Here is a 16,841-nt window from a genome sequence, read left to right as displayed (position 1 = left end):
ACTCAGCCGCCCAGGTACGCGCTCCGCACCGCCTCGTTCGCCAAAAGCGCGTCGCCGGTGTCGGACAGCACCACGCGGCCGTTCTCCAGCACGTAGCCGCGGTCGGCCAGCTTCAGCGCCTGGTTGGCGTTTTGCTCGACGAGGAAGATGGTCATCCCCTCTTTGCGCAGTTGCTCGATGGTGTCGAAAATCTGCTGGATGATGATCGGCGCAAGACCGAGCGACGGTTCATCCAGCAGCAGCAGGCGCGGCTGGCTCATGAGCGCGCGGCCAATCGCCAGCATTTGCTGCTCCCCGCCGGACATGGTGCCCGCACGCTGGATGCGACGCTCCCACAGGCGCGGGAAGAGTTCATATACCCACTTGATGCGGGTCTGGAACTGCTCGCGCTCGGCAAAGAAGCCCCCCATCGCCAGGTTCTCTTCAACCGTCATACGGGAGAACACGCGCCGCCCTTCCGGAACAATCGCTACCGCTTCGCGCATGATTTTGGCGGTCTGCCAGTCGGTAATGTCTTTGTCATCAAACACAATCCGCCCGCTGGTAGCGCGCGGGTCGCCGCACAAGGTGCCGAGCAGCGTGGTTTTACCCGCCCCGTTGGCGCCAATCAGGGTGACAATTTCGCCCTGATTAATATACAGGCTGACATCGTGCAGCGCCTGGATCTTACCGTAATGCGCATTGACCTTGTCGAACGTTAACATCGCTTTATCCATCTTATGGCTCGCCCCCATTATGCTTCACCTAAATAGGCGCGGATCACATCCGGGTTGTTGCGGATCGCTTCCGGCGTGCCGTTCGCCAGCGGCGTGCCCTGATTTACCACGTATATACGGTCAGAAATGCCCATTACCAGCTTCATGTCGTGCTCAATCAGCAGGATGGTGGTGTCGTGACGATCGCGCAGCTCGGCAATCAGCTCGTCCAGCTCTTTGGTCTCTTTCGGGTTGAGGCCCGCCGCCGGTTCGTCAAGCATCAGGATCGCCGGCTGGGTCACCATGCAGCGCACAATCTCGAGCCGACGCTGATCGCCGTAAGCCAGGTTGCTCGCCTGACGGTTGGCGTGCTGGAGCAGACCAATACGGTCGAGCCAGGTGGCAGCGCGGTCGAGCGCCTCTTCCTGCGCGCGGCGAAAGGCTGGCGTTTTCAGCAGGCCGGAGAACAGACCGGTTTTGAGCTGCTGGTGCTGTGCCACCAGCAGGTTTTCAATCACCGTCATTTCGCGGAACAGCCGCACGTGCTGGAAGGTACGCACCACGCCCATGCGGGCAATCTGCTGGCCCGGCAGCCCTTCCAGGTGCTGGTCGCGCAGCATGATGGCGCCGCCCGTCGGTTTGTAGAAACCGGTCAGGCAGTTAAACACCGTGGTTTTCCCCGCGCCGTTCGGGCCAATCAGGGAGACAATCTCTTTTCTGTGCAGATCCAGAGACACATTGTTGACCGCCAGCAGGCCGCCAAAACGCATCATCAAACCCTTGACCGATAATAATGGCTGACTCATGCCTGCTCTCCTTTCACCTGGGTGCGTTTCAGCTTTAGCTGGGGACGCGTCATCGGTAGCAAGCCCTGCGGACGCCAGATCATCATCAACACCATTAATCCACCCAGCATTAGCATGCTGTACTCGTTAAAGTCGCGCATCAGCTCGCGCGAGACCACCAGCAGGATGGCGGCGAGGATAACGGCGAACTGCGAACCCATCCCGCCGAGCACCACAATCGCCAGCACAAAGGCAGATTCGGCAAAGGTGAACGATTCCGGGCTGATAAAGCCCTGGCGCGCGGCAAACAGCGTCCCGGCAAAACCGGCAAACGCGGCGCTGATGGTAAATGCAGTCAGCTTGATGCGGGTCGGATTCAGGCCCAGCGAGCGGCAGGCAATCTCATCTTCACGCAGCGCTTCCCACGCGCGGCCCAGCGGCATGCGCAGGAGGCGGTTTATCACCAACAGCGTAATCACCACCAGCAGCAGCGCCACCAGATAGAGCCAGATCACGCGGTCAGACGGGTCATACTTAATGCCAAAGAAGTTGCTGAAGGTATCCCAGCCGCCTTCGCGGGCGGTACGGCTGAACTCAAGGCCGAAAAAGGTCGGTTTCGGGATCTGGCTGATACCATTCGGGCCACCGGTCACTTCAGTGTTGTTGAGCAGCAGAATACGGACGATTTCACCGAAGCCTAAGGTCACAATCGCCAGGTAGTCACCGCGCAGGCGCAGCACCGGGAAGCCAAGCAGGAAACCCGCCGCCGCAGACACCAGCCCCGCCAGCGGGAGGCAGGTCCAGAAGCCGAGGCCATAATAGTGGTTCAACAGGGCGAAGGTGTACGCGCCGATGGCGTAGAAGCCGCCGTAACCCAGCACCAGCAGACCAGAAAGACCGACCACCACGTTCAGACCCAGACCGAGGATAACGTAGATCATGGTCAGGGTGGCAATGTCTACCGTCCCACGTGAGACCATAAACGGCCATGCCACGGCCGCCACCATCAGCGCCACGAGAAATAACTTCTGCTTCACGGTAGAGCCATCGATAGCCGGCAGCATGAATTTCGGACCAGAGACGTTTTGCAGCGTCTTCTGGAAAACCGGACGCAGCAGTTGGAACAGGAACACCACCGCCGTGCCGATAAACACCCACTGCCAGCGGATGTCGGACGCGGTATCTACCACCAGTTTCGTGCCGTCCAGTTCTAACTGAACGCCCATAAAGACGCCCGCCAGCACGAAGAACATAGCGGCAGAGAGCAGCGCCATTGCAAAATGCATCGGTTTCATACTTTCTCTACCTCCGGACGGCCCAGAATACCGGTAGGCATGACCAGCAGAACCAGAATCAGCAGGGCAAACGACACCACGTCTTTATATTCGGTACTCAGGTAGGCCGAGGAGAGCGCTTCAGCCACGCCCAGGATAAGCCCGCCGATCATCGCGCCCGGAATACTGCCGATTCCGCCCAGTACCGCTGCGGTGAAGGCTTTCATCCCAGCCATAAAGCCGATGTACGGGTTAATCACGCCGTAGAACTGGCCGAGCAGTACGCCTGCCACCGCCGCCATCGCTGCGCCGATCACAAAGGTCAGGGCAATCACGCGGTCGGTGTTAATCCCCAGCAGGCTCGCCATTTTCAGGTCTTCCGCACAGGCGCGACAGGCGCGTCCCATGCGGGAGTAGCGGATGAAAATGGTCAGGGCCAGCATCGCCAGGAAGGTCACAATCCAGATAACCAGCTGCATGGTGGTGATAGAGGCAGAGAAGTTCTCGCTGGTCCCCACAATCCACTGGCCGTTAAACAGGCTTGGCAGGGCCACGTCGCGCGAGCCTTCAGTCAGGCTGACGTAGTTTTGCAGGAAGATAGACATCCCGATGGCGGAGATGAGCGCAATCAGGCGTTTGGAGCTACGCACCGGTCGGTAGGCCACGCGTTCGATGCTCCAGCCGTAGGCGCTGGCAATCACAATTGCGCCGATAAACCCGGCGGCGACCAGCAGCCAGCTGCTGTCGATGCCCATCATCATCAGCGCGGCGATAATCATAAAGGAGACGTAGCTACCGATCATGTACACCTCGCCGTGAGCGAAGTTGATCATGCCGATTATGCCGTAAACCATCGTATAGCCGATGGCGATCAGCGCGTAGGTGCTTCCCAGCGTGACGCCGTTAAACATCTGCTGCAGGAAATAGAGAAACTGCTCGGACATATGCAAACCTTTTTATACCCGCCCGGCGGCCCGGGCGGCGGGATAATTATTTGGCGACCGAGGATGAACCATCGGCGTGCCACTTAAAGACACCAAACTCAAATCCCTTCAGATCGCCTTTCTCATCCCAGTTCAGCGGCCCAATCACGGTGTTCGCCCCGTGTGCTTTTAAATCTTTCACCAGATCCAGCGGCGCTTTGCTGCCGGTACGCTCCAGCGCGGTGGCCAGAGACTGCACGGCGGCATAGGTGATCCAGACGTACGGACCGCTCGGATCCTTCTTCTGCGCCTTGAGCGCATCCACGATAGCCTTGTTCGCCGGATCCTGGTCATAGCGTTTTGGCATTGTGACCAGCATGCCTTCGCCCGCGTCGCCCGCAATATTCGACAGGGACGCATTGCCCACGCCCTCAGGCCCCATGAACTGGGTTTTCAGGCCGGTTGCGCGCGCCTGGCGCAGCATCTGGCCCATTTCCGGGTAGTAGCCACCGTAGTAAACGAAGTCGATATTCTCTTTCTGCAGACGCGCAATCAGCGCGGAGAAATCTTTTTCACCGGCGGTAATGCCATCAAAGAAGACGATATTCGCGCCGCCTTTTTTCAGGCCGTCCCGCACGGATCGCGCCAGGCCTTCGCCGTACTGCTGTTTGTCATGGATGATGGCAATGCGCTGCGGTTTGACGGTCTCGAGAATGTAGTTAGCGGCGGTTGGCCCCTGAGAAGAGTCCAGACCTGCGGTACGCATGATGTGCTGATAGCCGCGCTGGGTCAGCTCCGGGTTAGTAGCGCCCGGAGAGATCATCAGAATGCCTTCGTCTTCGTAGATATCAGACGCGGGCTGCGTGGAGGAGGAGCAGAGGTGGCCAATCACGAACTGGATGCCATCATTAACGATTTTGTTGGCGACCGCGACGGCCTGTTTAGGATCGCAGGCGTCGTCATATTCCACCGCCACCAGCTTGTCGCCTTTGATGCCGCCTTGAGCGTTGATATCTTTAATAGCCTGACGCGCGCCGTTGAACTGCATATCACCCCACTGGGCAACAGGACCGGACATCGCGCCCACTACCGCAATTTTAATATCCTGCGCCATAGCAACATGCGAGATCGACAGTGCGACCATCCCCGCGATTAATGTCTTCGCGTTCTTTTTCATCTCTGAATCCCCATTCGTGATGTGATGTTTATATTTTGTTTTATTATGGTTAAAAAGCATTCTGTACTTTTAATGAACAACGCTATTTTTACCAGTGCCTTTAAGGGTTTAGCGCAGCTTTTCGTCAAAAACCAGACTAATATCTCTATTTTTCAGGAGATTAAGAAAAGATAATATTCTGAAATAAGGCAGAGATAAACAAATAAAAGCGCAGTTTACAGCATAAAATAACGGTACAAAGCGCCGAATAAATCACTGCCTGTCAGGTTAAAACTCTGCTTATTTTTCGATCCATATGTTTTCGAACTGCGCAGTGCCACGCTAAAAAACGAATTACCTGGCAAACGGGAATAAAAAGAGAACGCGCCTGAGCAAATAAATTGAGTACACTGGCCCTACTCTTTTTGATTTGGACAAGCAGCTAATGAAACTGACTATCGTTCGTCTGGTGACCTTTAGCGAACAGGATCATATCGACCTGGGCAAGATCTGGCCGGAATATTCCTCTTCGTCGCTCGCCGTCGATGAGAACCACCGCATTTATGCCGCACGCTTTAACGAGCGCCTTCTGGCCGCCGTACGCGTCACGCTGAGCGGCACGCAAGGGGCGCTGGACTCGCTTCGCGTGCGCGACGTGACCCGCCGCCGTGGGGTCGGGCAATATTTGATTGAAGAAGCGATCCGCGAAAACCCGAGCGTGACCTCCTGGTGGATGGCCGACGTGGGCGTGGAAGACCGGGGCGTGATGGCGGCGTTTATGCAGGCGTTAGGGTTTACGGCGCAGGCGAACGGGTGGGAGAAGCGCTAAAAGAAAGCAGGAAGGCAGCAAGTGATGAAAACCCCCGGGAGCTTACATAAGTAAGTGACCGGGGTTGAATAATGCAGCCAACGCACCTGCGGCGCGAAAGGCGGCGGGAAAATTATTTGGCGTTGGTCGCCGTGCCATTAGCATGCCAGTCAAACACGCCGAACTCGAAGCCTTTCAGGTCGCCCTTCTCATCCCAGGAGAGCGGCCCCATCACGGTTTCTACCGAATTCGCTTTCAGCCAGGTGGCAATCTCCGCCGGATCGGCTGACTGGTTCAGGCCCGCCTGCAGGGACTGCAACGCAGCGTAGGTGGTCCAGACGAACGCGCCGCTTGGATCCTGTTTTTTCGCCTTGATCGCATCCACGATCGGTTTGTTCGCCGGCACCTGATCGTAGTTCTTCGGTTTGGTGACCAGCAGACCTTCCGCCGCTTCACCCGCGATGTTAGACAGAGAGACGTTCGCCACGCCTTCCGGCCCCATAAACTGGGTTTTCAGACCGGCTGCGCGCGCCTGACGCAGGATCTGACCCATTTCCGGGTGGTAACCCCCGTAGTACACGAAGTCGATATTCTCTTTCTTCAGACGCGCCACCAGGGTAGAGAAGTCTTTCTCTCCGGCGGTGATACCGTCGAAGAACACCACCTCCGCATTCGCTTTCTTGAGGTTATCCTGCACCGAGCGCGCCAGTCCTTCACCATACTGCTGTTTGTCGTGAACGATGGCAATGCGCTTCGGTTTCACTTTATCAACGATGTATTTGGCGGCGGTTGGGCCCTGGTCGGAGTCCAGGCCGGTGGTGCGCAGGATAAGCTTATAGCCGCGCGCGGTCAGCTCTGGCGCTGTTGCTGCCGGGGTGATCATCAGAATGCCTTCGTCCTCGTAGATGTCAGACGCGGGCTGCGTGGAGGAGGAACAGAGGTGACCGATAACGTATTTGATCCCATCGTTCACCACTTTGTTAGCAACCGCTACGGCTTGTTTCGGGTCACAGGCATCATCATATTTTACGATCTGCAGTTTTTCGCCTTTGATTCCGCCTTTAGCATTAATGTCTGCAACCGCCTGTTCTGCGCCCGTAAATTCCTGGTCACCGTACTGCGCGACCGGGCCGGACATTGCCCCGACAACCGCCACTTTAATATCGGCCTGCGCCATGGAACTGAATGCCAACGCCATACATCCTGCCAGTAACGCTTTACCCTTCATTTTCATCCTGATAATCCCCATTATTATGGTTATAACGATTGTTGTGGTGTTGTTGTGTAGCGCTTTATTTCAATAATAGGTCTGCTACTCGCGCTTTTTCAGCATACTCTGCTAAAACATACCCCATTTTTATGATTTTGGAATAGCTAATTTGAAATGAATATATGATAAGCCCGACGGTGATTTATGCCGGGCTTTCGGCTTTATCGTGTCAGCGAGGCGGAAATAATATCCAGCGCTTTACGGAACTGAGCCTCGGGGATGGTGAGCGGATACAGGAAGCGAATAACGTTGCCATACACGCCGCAACTCAAGAGCAGTAGCCCTTCCTGCAAGGCGCGATCCTGTACCTGACGGGTAAACTCCGGCGACGGCTCACCAGTCTGGGGATCGCTAAACTCCACCGCCACCATCGAACCCTGGGCACGAATATCAGCACTATACGGACAACCTTCTTTCGCTTTATGCAGTACCTCGACGAGGTGATGGCCCAGGTGCGCCGCCCGCGTGCAGAGATCCTCTTCATCAATGACATCCAGCACTGCATGTGCCGCCGCAATCGCCAGCGGGTTACCGGCATAGGTCCCGCCCAGCCCACCAGGCGCGGGCGCATCCATCACCTCTGCCCGCCCCGACACCGCAGAGAGCGGCATCCCGCCCGCCAGGCTTTTGGCCATGGTGATAAGATCCGGTTTGACGCAGTGGTGTTCCATGGCAAAGAGCTTGCCGGTGCGGGCGAAGCCAGTTTGCACCTCGTCAGCAATCAGCAAAATCCCGTGGGTATCGCACAGCGCGCGCAGGGCCTGCATAAAATCTGCGGGCGCAACGTTGAAACCGCCCTCGCCCTGCACCGGTTCAAGGATGATGGCCGCGACCTGATCCGGGGCGATGTCAGCCTTAAAGATGCGATCCAGGCTTTTTAAGGCTTCAGCCGTACTGATACCGTACAGATCGTGAGGGAACTGCGCGTGATAGACCGAGCCAGGAAAGGGGCCAAAGCCAAGCTTATAGGGTGCCACTTTACCCGTCAGGGCCATGGTCATGGAGGTGCGGCCGTGGAAGGCGCCGCTGAAAGCGATAAGGCCAGGGCGTTTGGTCCAGGCGCGGGCAATTTTGATGGCGTTTTCGACCGCTTCAGCGCCGGTCGAGAAAAAGGCGGTTTTGGCCGGGCCGTCGATCGGTACGCGCTGGTTAATGCGCTCGGCAAGCGTCACATAGCCTTCGTACGGCACAATCTGGTAGGCGGTATGGGTAAAGGCGCGGAGTTGTTGTTCGATAGCGGCGATCACTTTGGGATGACGGTGACCGGTATTCAGCACCGCGATTCCGGCGGCGAAGTCGATATACTCGTTGCCTTCTCTATCCCACAGCGTAGCGTTTTCGGCTTTTTCAGCGTAGAACCCGCACATGACGCCGATGCCCCTTGGCGTTGCCTGTAAACGTCGTTCATTCAGTTCGTTATTTTTCACCCTGTCCCCCGAAAATCGCATGCGTTGCGCACTGGTAAGTGTTTGCCAGGGGGGAGGAATTCGCCAGAGTGGGCGATAAAAAAACAAAACCCCCGGACTCGCACCCAGGGGTTATCGGGGGACTTCGCTGAAATTACGCTTCGATAGCGGCGCGAAGTTTCTTCATGGCGTTCTTTTCAAGCTGACGCACGCGTTCAGCGGAGACGCCATAGCGGTCGGCCAGTTCCTGCAGCGTGGACTTGTTATCTTCGTCCAGCCAGCGGGCGCGAATGATGTCCTGGCTACGTTCGTCGAGGCCTTCCATTGCAAAGCTCAGCTTGTTCGCGGCCTGGTCTTCCCAGTTATCCTCTTCAATGCCGTCCGCAAAATTAGAGGTTTTATCCTGCAGATACAGGACCGGCGCCATTGGCTGGCTATCGGAGGCGTCGTCGTCAGAAGACATGTCAAAAGTCATGTCCTGCGCGGCCATACGGGATTCCATCTCACGCACATCTTTGCTGGATACGCCCAGCTCGCGCGCCACCATTTCAACTTCATCCTGGTTAAACCAGCCCAGACGCTGCTTGGTTTTACGCAGGTTGAAGAACAGCTTGCGTTGCGCTTTTGTCGTGGCGACTTTCACAATACGCCAGTTACGCAGAACGTATTCGTGAATTTCAGCTTTGATCCAGTGCACGGCGAAGGAGACCAGTCGCACACCCACTTCCGGGTTAAAGCGACGTACAGCTTTCATCAGGCCGATGTTACCTTCCTGAATCAAGTCCGCCTGCGGCAGGCCGTAGCCCGAGTAATTTCGAGCAACGTGAACAACAAAGCGCAGGTGAGACAGGATCAGCGTCTTAGCTGATTCCAGGCAGCCCTGGTAATGCAGCTTTTCAGCAAGCTCCTTTTCTTCCTCGGCCGTTAACATCGGCCAGGTGTTTGCAGCCCGGATATAAGACTCCAGGTTACCAACAGGGGCTAAAGCTAAAGTTTGCATTTCTTTGGTCATTCATTCCTCTCAATGTTTCTCTTCTGGTCCAGGTTATCCCCATCAGGCAACAACCATGCCAAAGCGTTTGAGCAACGAGGTTATCATTCACTCTTTAATCAGACCGTGATTTTACCCACAAGTTCCAGTGTAACAGTGGATAAATTACACTCAAATTGTGACATTAAATGAGACAGGGGCAAGAGAAAAACGTGCTCTTTCCCTGCAGAGTGATTAGCCTGATGCAGGGAAAGATTATATCACGCTTTTATTAATCGGGAGTAAAGTGGCGTAAATGTTGGACGGTTGCCAGCCATGCGGCTACCCAGCCGATCATCGAGCAAACCAACAGCAGAAGCAGGCACTCATCAAAGCCTAAGCCACTGATATCAAACTTAGTTCCGAAGACCTGCGCCACGTCGGTGACGGCAGACGACAGCCGCATCACCAAAATTTCTGACAAGATCAATGAAAGAAATGCGCCGGAAAAACCAAGCAATGCGCCGCCGTAAAGGAACGGACGAAGGATAAAGCCATCCGTTGCGCCAATCAGCTTTTGCACGTTGATGGTGTCACGACGCGCAAAGATGCTCAGGCGCACGCTGTTACCGATGACGAGGAATACCGCCGCCACCATCAGTACGCCAATCATCGCCGACACGCGCCCCACCAGCCCGGTGAGCGCGGCAAGACGGGCAAACCAGCTATCGTCCATCCGCACTTCATCAATACCGTTGATGCGGGTGATACGGTCGCGCAACGTATTGAGTGAATCGGTCCCCTGGAAGTCGAGCCTGGGAATGACCACTGCCACCGCAGGCAGCGGGTTCTCTTCAAGCATGTCCAGCGCGCCGCCGAAGCCTGACCAGTTACGGAACTCACCCAGCGCTTCATCACGCGAGAGATAGTTTACTTTTTCCACGCCCTGCTCGGCCTGGATTTGCCCGACCACCTGTGCGGCGGCGTTATCATCAAGGGCTTTATCCAGATAGACCGTAATCTGCGGCGACGGATAATACTGCGATGCGGCCTGGTTAACGTTCTTATACACCATGTAGCACACGCTTGGCAGCGTCAGGGAGATGGCGATAACCATCACCGTCAGAAACGTCGCCAGTGGTTTGCTTTTCAGGTCCTGCACTGCGCCGTGGAAGGCGTAACGCACCTGCTCGTTAAAGACGTTGGTTTTGCGGGCATTCGGCTTCGGCGTCGCTTTCGCGCGCTTTGGCGCATGACGATTACCGTCACTACCACCCTGCGGCTTGCGGAAGCGGTCAAACCGGTTCCCGAACTGCCGAATCTGGTTCAGTGCATCACGCTTATTCACCGTGGCCTCCGTGCAAATGACCGTCGCTCAGGGTTAGCATGCGGTACGAACGACGGGAAATTAGCCCGATATCGTGCGTCGCCATCAATACCGTTACCCCTACGCGGTTGAATTCCTCAAACAGACGTAAAATCCCTTCTGACAGGGCGTCGTCCAGGTTACCGGTCGGTTCATCCGCCAGCAGCACCGCAGGCTTGTTCACCACCGCACGGGCGATCCCCACGCGCTGTTGTTCACCGCCAGAAAGCTGGATCGGAAAGTTCTTCGCTTTGTCCAGCAGCCCGACTTTGTCCAGCGCCGCAGAGACGCGACGGCGGATATCATCATAGCTGGCGCCGGCAATAATCAGCGGGATAGCCACGTTATCGAAAACGGTGCGATCCATCAGCAGGTGATGATCCTGGAAAATCATACCGATCTGACGACGCAGGAACGGCACTTCACGGTTTTTCAGGCGGCTGATGTCATGGCCGCTGAAAAAGATTTTCCCGGCGCTGGGCCGTTCGATCCCACAGATAAGCTTGAGCAGGGTACTTTTCCCCGCGCCGGAATGGCCGGTCAGGAATGCCATCTCGCCCGGCTGCAGGTGGAATGTTACCCCCTGCAGCGCTTGTCTCCCGCCGAGATAGGCCTTGCTGACGTGTTCAAAGCGAATCATTGTTAGTCCTCTCGGGCAAATAATGCCTCAATAAAGTCGTCCGCCTTAAACGGACGTAAATCCTCAATACGCTCGCCCACACCGATGTAACGGATAGGAATACCGAACTGATCGGCCACGGAGAAGATCACCCCGCCTTTCGCGGTGCCGTCCAGCTTGGTCAGCGCGATCCCCGTCAGTCCTACCGCCTCATGGAACAGCTTCGCCTGGCTGATGGCGTTCTGTCCGGTGCTGGCATCGATAGTCAGCATAATTTCATGCGGTGCGTCTTCGTCCAGCTTTTTCATCACCCGGACGATTTTTTTCAGCTCTTCCATCAGATGCGCTTTATTTTGCAAACGTCCTGCGGTATCGGCAATTAACACGTCCACGTGACGCGATTTCGCCGCCTGAATGGCATCGAAGATAACGGAGGCGGAATCCGCGCCGGTATGCTGAGCAATCACCGGGATGTTATTGCGCTGCCCCCAGACCTGAAGCTGCTCAACCGCAGCCGCACGGAAGGTATCACCCGCCGCCAGCATGACCGATTTCCCCTGCTGCTCAAACTGACGCGCCAGCTTGCCGATGGTGGTGGTTTTCCCTACGCCGTTGACGCCAACCATCAGAATAACAAATGGCGTTTTGCCTTCAATATTAAGCGGTTCGTCAACTTTTGCGAGAATTTCGCCCATCTCGTCTTTCAACAGGCCGTACAGCGCCTCGGCGTCGCGCAGTTGTTTGCGACTTGCGCCTTCGGTCAGGTTTGCGATGATCTTACGGGTGGTTTCCACACCGACGTCGGCAATAAGCAGTTGCTCTTCCAGCTCTTCAAACAGATCGTCGTCGATCTTTTTGCCGCGGAACAGACTGATAAATCCGGAACCCAGGTTTTCTTTGGTTTTTAACAGGCTGCGTTTCAGACGGGCGAAGAAACCTTCTTTGGTCGGTTTTTCCTGCTCCTGAACGATGTCCTCTTCCGCTGGCCCTACCACCGGCACCACGATAACCGCATCTTCCGCAGCTTCTGCCGCCAGCGCCTGGGTTTCAGGCTCTTCGTCGGGTAGTTCGGGTTCACGCTCTGCGTCTTCTTCCACCGCGTCGACAATTTCAACGGTTTCCGTTTCGGCTGAAACCTCTTCCTTCGCAACCGGCTCAGGCTGCTCGCTCTCCTGAACCTGTTCGGTGACCTCAACCACCTCCTGAGCAAAAGAGGCAATCTCTTCTTTGCTGTGAACGGGCTCTTCCGCGTCGACAACCGCGGCGGTTTCTACAGGCGTTTCAGGCTGCGACGGCTCTTCAACGGCTTGTTGTTCTTCGGTTTTCTGTTCTGTCTCTTGCTCTTTTTCACCGAAGCCCAACCAGGAAAAGAAGCCACGTTTTTTTTGTTTTGCCATCTGCGACTCCACTCCTCGCGGCGCTATATACAGGGAAGCTAAAAAAATGATGAAATAGTCTAACACTTTACTTAATTGACATCACCGCCCGCAATCGCAGGCCAATTGTTAACAGAGCTTTCCTGAGATGAAGAAACCCAACCGCGCCCCGGCCGGTCAAATTCGTATTATCGGCGGCCAATGGCGCGGCCGGAAATTACCGGTGCCGGATAGCCCCGGTTTACGCCCCACCACCGACCGCGTTCGCGAAACGTTGTTTAACTGGCTGGCGCCGTCAATGGTGGATGCCCACTGCCTGGACTGCTTCGCCGGAAGCGGCGCGCTCGGGCTGGAAGCTTTGTCGCGCTATGCCGCCAGCACCACGCTGCTGGAGATGGAGCGCAACGTTGCGCAGACGCTGAAGCAAAATCTGTCTACGCTGAAAACAGCGAATGCAACGGTAGTGAATACCAATACGCTGACGTTTCTCGCGCAGCCGGGGACGCCGCATAATGTTGTGTTTGTCGATCCGCCGTTCCGTAAGGGGCTGCTGGAAGAGACGTTATCGTTGCTGGAAAAAAATGGCTGGCTGGCAGACGACGCGCTGATTTACGTTGAAAGTGAAGTGGAAAAGGGTTTACCGCCAGTCCCCGCGCACTGGGATCTGCACCGCGAAAAGGTCGCCGGACAGGTGGCTTATCGTCTTTATCACCGTCAGGCACAAGGAGGCTCCGATGCCCGTACTGATTAACCTGGGACGTTTGTTGATGCTGGGCGTCTGGGCGTTTCTAATTCTCAACCTGGTGCACCCGTTCCCGCGCCCGATGAACATCTTCGTCAACGTGGCGTTGATTTTTACCTCGTTCATGCACGCCCTGCAGATGGTGATGCTGAAAAACGGCCTGCCGAAAGATGGCCCGCAAATGACTGGCTGGCAGCAGCTTCGGGTGTTTATTTTCGGGGTGTTTGAACTGCTGGTGTGGATGAAGAAGTTTAAGGCGCAGGTGAAGCAGTAAGGTGATTTTTGTCCCCTCGCCCTCAGGGGGGAGGGGAATTACAGCTCTGGCGTAAGCGTATAGCCGTTCCCGCGGAGGTTACCTGCTGCTGACGCGAACGCCGGTGGTTAATCGTTTTTGACGCTTATTGCTCACCATCACCAAAAACAGCGGCAGTTTGCTCCATAAAAAATCCCATCAGATTATGCGCATTTCAGAATACCTTGCCTGCACCGGCATTGCCAAACGCCTGTCGGCATCACTACACTAAATCAGAAACTGATTATTCAGCCTCACCCGCTACAGGGAGTTACTATGCTTTGGTCATTTATCGCTGTCTGTTTTTCCGCATGGCTTTATGTCGATGCGTCCTACCGTGGCCCCGCCTGGCAGCGCTGGCTGTTTAAACCCGTCACGCTGCTACTCCTGCTGCTGCTGGCCTGGCAAGCGCCGATGTTCAACGCCATTTGTTATCTGGTGCTCGCCGGGCTGTGTGCCTCATTGGTAGGGGATGCGCTAACCCTGCTCCCGCGCCAGCGCCTGCTGTATGCTGTGGGTGCGTTTTTCCTGTCGCATTTGCTCTATACCATCTACTTTGCCAGCCAAATGACGCTCTCTTTCTTCTGGCCGCTTCCGCTGGTGCTGCTGGTGATTGGCGCGCTGCTGGTCGCGGTGATCTGGACGCGCCTCGAAGAGATGCGTTTGCCGGTCTGTACCTTTATCGCCATGACGCTGGTGATGGTGTGGCTGGCCGGTGAGCTGTGGTTCTTCCGTCCAACCTCTCCGGCAATGTCCGCGTTCTTCGGCGCGGCGCTGTTGTTACTGGGTCATATCGTCTGGCTGGGCAGCCATTATCGTCGCCGTTTCCGGGCGGATAACGCGATTGCCGCCGCCTGTTACTTTGCCGGGCACTTCCTGATTGTGCGTTCGCTGTATATCTAAATAACGCTTGACTCTGGAGTCGGCTCCAGAGTGCATACTGCGGTTAATGAGAAAATTATCATTGCCGGAGACTGCCATGTCGACTCCAGAAATCCCAAAAAAAGTGCCTCAATTTTCGGCATTTAAGCTCAGCCCTGTTCCATCGAAAGGGACCTGCTGCTGCGAAGGCCCTTGCGAAACGCAGCGTGAAGCGCTGCCTGACAGGGGAAATCGCTACAGTTGGGTCGTCAACGGCATGGACTGTGCCGCCTGCGCGCGCAAGGTGGAAACAGCCGTCAGACAGGTGGCGGGGGTCAGTCACGTGCAAGTGCTGTTCGCCACCGAAAAGCTGCTGGTCAGCGCCGATAACGACGTCAGTAAACAGGTGGAAGCCGCCGTCAGCAAGGCGGGTTATACCCTGCGTAGCGAAACGGCCCCCGCTGAAAAAACCGTCCCGTTAAAAGAAAACCTGCCCCTGATCGCGCTCAGCATCATGATGGTTATCAGTTGGGGTCTGGAGCAGATTACCCCTCTGTTCGCCAACCTGGCGTTTATTGCGACCACGCTGGTTGGGCTGTTCCCGATTACCCGCCAGGCGCTGCGTCTGATGCAAAGCGGTAGCTGGTTTGCCATCGAAACCCTGATGAGCGTGGCGGCGATTGGCGCGCTGTTCATCGGTGCAACGGCGGAAGCGGCGATGGTGCTGCTGTTGTTCTTAATCGGCGAACGGCTTGAGGGCTGGGCGGCAAGCCGTGCCCGTAAAGGGGTCAGCGCGCTGATGGCGCTGAAGCCGGAGACCGCCACGCGGGTGATGAAGGGCAACCGCGAAACGGTGGCGATCGCTACCCTGCGTCCGGGTGACGTGATTGAAGTCGCCGCGGGCGGACGTTTGCCTGCGGACGGTGCGCTCATCACCACCACAGCTAGCTTCGATGAAAGCGCACTGACCGGGGAATCCATTCCGGTGGAACGCGCAGCAGGGGAAAAAGTGCCTGCCGGAGCCACCAGTGTCGACCGCCTGGTGCAGCTACAGGTACTTTCAGAGCCGGGCGACAGCGCCATTGATCGCATCCTCACGCTTATCGAAGAAGCCGAAGCGCGCCGTGCGCCGGTCGAGCGCTTTATCGACCGCTTCAGCCGGATTTATACTCCCGCCATTATGCTGGTTGCCCTGCTGGTTGCCGTCGTTCCGCCGCTGTTTTTTGGCGCACCCTGGGAGGGCTGGATTTACAAAGGCTTGACCCTGCTGCTGATTGGCTGCCCGTGTGCGCTGGTGATCTCTACCCCTGCGGCCATTACGTCTGGCCTGGCGGCAGCGGCCCGCCGCGGCGCGTTGATTAAAGGCGGCGCGGCGTTGGAGCAGCTAAGCCAGGTTCAGCATATCGCCTTCGATAAAACCGGCACCCTGACCGTCGGTAAGCCGCAGGTGACCGGCGTTTACCCACTGTACATCAGCGAAGATGAACTGCTGATGTTGGCCGCTGCCGTTGAGCAGGGTTCAACGCATCCGCTGGCGCAGGCGATTGTGCGTGAGGCGCAGTCACGCGGGCTGACTATCCCTCCGGCAACCACCCAGAGAGCGCTGGTTGGGTCAGGGATTGAGGCAGTGGTCGAAGGCAAAAAAGTGCTGATCGTCGCGGCAGGTCACACGCCTTCCGCACAGGTCCAGGCGCTGGAGCAGGCCGGGCAGACGGTGGTGGCAGTTATGCAGGACGGCGTGGCGAAAGGTATGCTCGCACTGCGCGATACCCTACGTGATGATGCAAAAGAAGCCGTCGCGGCGCTGCGCCAGCTGGGCGTACAGGGCGTGATCCTGACCGGCGATAACCCGCGCGCGGCGGCGGTGATTGCCGCCGAGCTGGGGCTGGAATGTAAAGCCGGATTGCTGCCATCGGATAAAGTCGGCGCAGTCACGGCGCTGAACGCTCAGGCCCCACTGGCGATGGTAGGTGATGGGATTAACGATGCCCCGGCGATGAAGGCCGCAACCATCGGCATTGCGATGGGCAGCGGCACCGACGTGGCGCTGGAGACCGCCGACGCGGCACTGACCCACAATCGCCTGACCGGGCTGGCGCAGATGGTGAGTCTCGCACGCGCCACAGGCGCCAATATCCGCCAGAACATCGCTATTGCGCTGGGCCTGAAGGGAATTTTCCTTGTCACCACGCTGCTGGGTATGACCGGTTTGTGGCTGGCGGTTCTGGCGGATACCGGCGCCACAGTGCTGGTGACGGCAAACGCGCTGAGGCTATTGCGCCAAAGGTAAAACATGCC

At 56.8% G+C, this 16,841-nt stretch carries 16 protein-coding genes; 5 read left to right on the top strand and 11 right to left on the bottom strand.

From position 1 onward, the window contains the following. Window positions 1-2: 2 nt before the first annotated feature. From livF to livK, 5 genes are read right to left on the bottom strand one after another with little or no spacing between them, the layout of a single operon-like run. Window positions 3-716, bottom strand: coding sequence for a high-affinity branched-chain amino acid ABC transporter ATP-binding protein LivF (gene livF, locus NL510_RS02505; RefSeq protein WP_253384719.1), 714 nt, complete (start codon window positions 714-716; stop codon window positions 3-5). Window positions 717-733: 17 nt separating this feature from the next. Next, window positions 734-1,501 carry a high-affinity branched-chain amino acid ABC transporter ATP-binding protein LivG gene (gene livG, locus NL510_RS02500; RefSeq protein WP_253381332.1) on the bottom strand — a complete coding sequence of 256 codons (768 nt, stop codon included), beginning with the start codon at window positions 1,499-1,501 and terminating at the stop codon, window positions 734-736. Next, on the bottom strand, window positions 1,498-2,775 hold the full coding sequence (locus NL510_RS02495; RefSeq protein WP_253381330.1) for a high-affinity branched-chain amino acid ABC transporter permease LivM: 1,278 nt from the start codon (window positions 2,773-2,775) through the stop codon (window positions 1,498-1,500). Before NL510_RS02495 ends, livG begins: the two co-directional genes overlap by 4 nt. Further along, entirely contained in the window at window positions 2,772-3,698 is a 927-nt protein-coding gene (gene livH / locus NL510_RS02490) for a high-affinity branched-chain amino acid ABC transporter permease LivH (RefSeq protein ID WP_253381328.1), read from the bottom strand. The genes NL510_RS02495 and livH overlap by 4 nt, the downstream gene beginning before the upstream one ends. 46 nt (window positions 3,699-3,744) lie before the next feature. Next, a complete protein-coding gene (livK, locus tag NL510_RS02485; protein WP_253381326.1) occupies window positions 3,745-4,854 on the bottom strand; it encodes a high-affinity branched-chain amino acid ABC transporter substrate-binding protein LivK in 1,110 nt (369 codons plus the stop codon). 424 nt (window positions 4,855-5,278) lie between these two features. Here livK and panM point away from each other — a divergent pair, with 424 nt between their 5' ends. Then, a complete protein-coding gene (gene panM / locus NL510_RS02480; RefSeq protein ID WP_253381323.1) occupies window positions 5,279-5,662 on the top strand; it encodes an aspartate 1-decarboxylase autocleavage activator PanM in 384 nt (127 codons plus the stop codon). A gap of 112 nt (window positions 5,663-5,774) precedes the next feature. Here the strand turns inward: panM and livJ are convergent, their stop codons facing one another. From livJ to ftsY, 6 genes are all read right to left on the bottom strand, one after another. Next, window positions 5,775-6,875, bottom strand: a complete 1,101-nt coding sequence (gene livJ / locus NL510_RS02475; RefSeq protein WP_253381322.1) for a branched chain amino acid ABC transporter substrate-binding protein LivJ — start codon at window positions 6,873-6,875, stop codon at window positions 5,775-5,777. Between the two features lie 197 nt (window positions 6,876-7,072). Next, window positions 7,073-8,338: a 4-aminobutyrate--2-oxoglutarate transaminase gene (locus NL510_RS02470; protein ID WP_253381320.1), complete on the bottom strand. Its 1,266-nt coding sequence runs from the start codon at window positions 8,336-8,338 to the stop codon at window positions 7,073-7,075. 133 nt (window positions 8,339-8,471) lie between these two features. Beyond that, window positions 8,472-9,329 (bottom strand): RNA polymerase sigma factor RpoH, encoded by an 858-nt coding sequence (gene rpoH, locus NL510_RS02465; protein ID WP_253381317.1) that lies wholly within the window; start codon window positions 9,327-9,329, stop codon window positions 8,472-8,474. A gap of 250 nt (window positions 9,330-9,579) precedes the next feature. After that, window positions 9,580-10,635 carry a permease-like cell division protein FtsX gene (gene ftsX, locus NL510_RS02460; protein WP_253381315.1) on the bottom strand — a complete coding sequence of 352 codons (1,056 nt, stop codon included), beginning with the start codon at window positions 10,633-10,635 and terminating at the stop codon, window positions 9,580-9,582. Then, window positions 10,628-11,293 carry a cell division ATP-binding protein FtsE gene (ftsE, locus tag NL510_RS02455; protein ID WP_006177946.1) on the bottom strand — a complete coding sequence of 222 codons (666 nt, stop codon included), beginning with the start codon at window positions 11,291-11,293 and terminating at the stop codon, window positions 10,628-10,630. Before ftsE ends, ftsX begins: the two co-directional genes overlap by 8 nt. A 2-nt stretch (window positions 11,294-11,295) precedes the next feature. After that, window positions 11,296-12,669 carry a signal recognition particle-docking protein FtsY gene (gene ftsY, locus NL510_RS02450; protein ID WP_253381313.1) on the bottom strand — a complete coding sequence of 458 codons (1,374 nt, stop codon included), beginning with the start codon at window positions 12,667-12,669 and terminating at the stop codon, window positions 11,296-11,298. A 127-nt stretch (window positions 12,670-12,796) separates the two neighbouring features. Between ftsY and rsmD the strand changes: the two genes are divergently transcribed. The 4 genes from rsmD to zntA all read left to right on the top strand — a co-directional run bounded on the left by rsmD (window position 12,797) and on the right by zntA (window position 16,833). Then, window positions 12,797-13,399 (top strand): 16S rRNA (guanine(966)-N(2))-methyltransferase, encoded by a 603-nt coding sequence (gene rsmD / locus NL510_RS02445; RefSeq protein ID WP_253381311.1) that lies wholly within the window; start codon window positions 12,797-12,799, stop codon window positions 13,397-13,399. Next, complete coding sequence (locus NL510_RS02440) at window positions 13,383-13,664, top strand: DUF1145 family protein (RefSeq protein ID WP_253381309.1); 282 nt, start codon at window positions 13,383-13,385, stop codon at window positions 13,662-13,664. Before rsmD ends, NL510_RS02440 begins: the two co-directional genes overlap by 17 nt. 294 nt (window positions 13,665-13,958) lie before the next feature. After that, a complete protein-coding gene (locus NL510_RS02435) occupies window positions 13,959-14,585 on the top strand; it encodes a lysoplasmalogenase (protein ID WP_253381307.1) in 627 nt (208 codons plus the stop codon). A 76-nt stretch (window positions 14,586-14,661) separates the two neighbouring features. Continuing rightward, complete coding sequence (zntA, locus tag NL510_RS02430; protein ID WP_253381305.1) at window positions 14,662-16,833, top strand: Zn(II)/Cd(II)/Pb(II) translocating P-type ATPase ZntA; 2,172 nt, start codon at window positions 14,662-14,664, stop codon at window positions 16,831-16,833. Window positions 16,834-16,841: the final 8 nt, after the last annotated feature.

It is taken from the genome of unidentified bacterial endosymbiont (assembly GCF_918797525.1).
Lineage (GTDB): Bacteria > Pseudomonadota > Gammaproteobacteria > Enterobacterales > Enterobacteriaceae > Enterobacter.
The sequence above is the reverse complement of the archived record's forward strand: the minus strand, read 5'-3'. Positions and strand labels throughout refer to the sequence as shown.

Coding starts and splice junctions, on each gene's coding strand:
- livJ (WP_253381322.1), bottom strand. CDS start 6,875: ATGAAAATGAAGGGTAAAGCGTTACTGGCAGGATGTATGGCGTTGGCA.
- livK (WP_253381326.1), bottom strand. CDS start 4,854: ATGAAAAAGAACGCGAAGACATTAATCGCGGGGATGGTCGCACTGTCG.
- rsmD (WP_253381311.1), top strand. CDS start 12,797: ATGAAGAAACCCAACCGCGCCCCGGCCGGTCAAATTCGTATTATCGGC.
- NL510_RS02440 (WP_253381309.1), top strand. CDS start 13,383: ATGCCCGTACTGATTAACCTGGGACGTTTGTTGATGCTGGGCGTCTGG.
- livH (WP_253381328.1), bottom strand. CDS start 3,698: ATGTCCGAGCAGTTTCTCTATTTCCTGCAGCAGATGTTTAACGGCGTC.
- ftsE (WP_006177946.1), bottom strand. CDS start 11,293: ATGATTCGCTTTGAACACGTCAGCAAGGCCTATCTCGGCGGGAGACAA.
- NL510_RS02435 (WP_253381307.1), top strand. CDS start 13,959: ATGCTTTGGTCATTTATCGCTGTCTGTTTTTCCGCATGGCTTTATGTC.
- livG (WP_253381332.1), bottom strand. CDS start 1,501: ATGAGTCAGCCATTATTATCGGTCAAGGGTTTGATGATGCGTTTTGGC.
- NL510_RS02495 (WP_253381330.1), bottom strand. CDS start 2,775: ATGAAACCGATGCATTTTGCAATGGCGCTGCTCTCTGCCGCTATGTTC.
- zntA (WP_253381305.1), top strand. CDS start 14,662: ATGTCGACTCCAGAAATCCCAAAAAAAGTGCCTCAATTTTCGGCATTT.
- panM (WP_253381323.1), top strand. CDS start 5,279: ATGAAACTGACTATCGTTCGTCTGGTGACCTTTAGCGAACAGGATCAT.
- ftsY (WP_253381313.1), bottom strand. CDS start 12,669: ATGGCAAAACAAAAAAAACGTGGCTTCTTTTCCTGGTTGGGCTTCGGT.
- rpoH (WP_253381317.1), bottom strand. CDS start 9,329: ATGACCAAAGAAATGCAAACTTTAGCTTTAGCCCCTGTTGGTAACCTG.
- livF (WP_253384719.1), bottom strand. CDS start 716: ATGGATAAAGCGATGTTAACGTTCGACAAGGTCAATGCGCATTACGGT.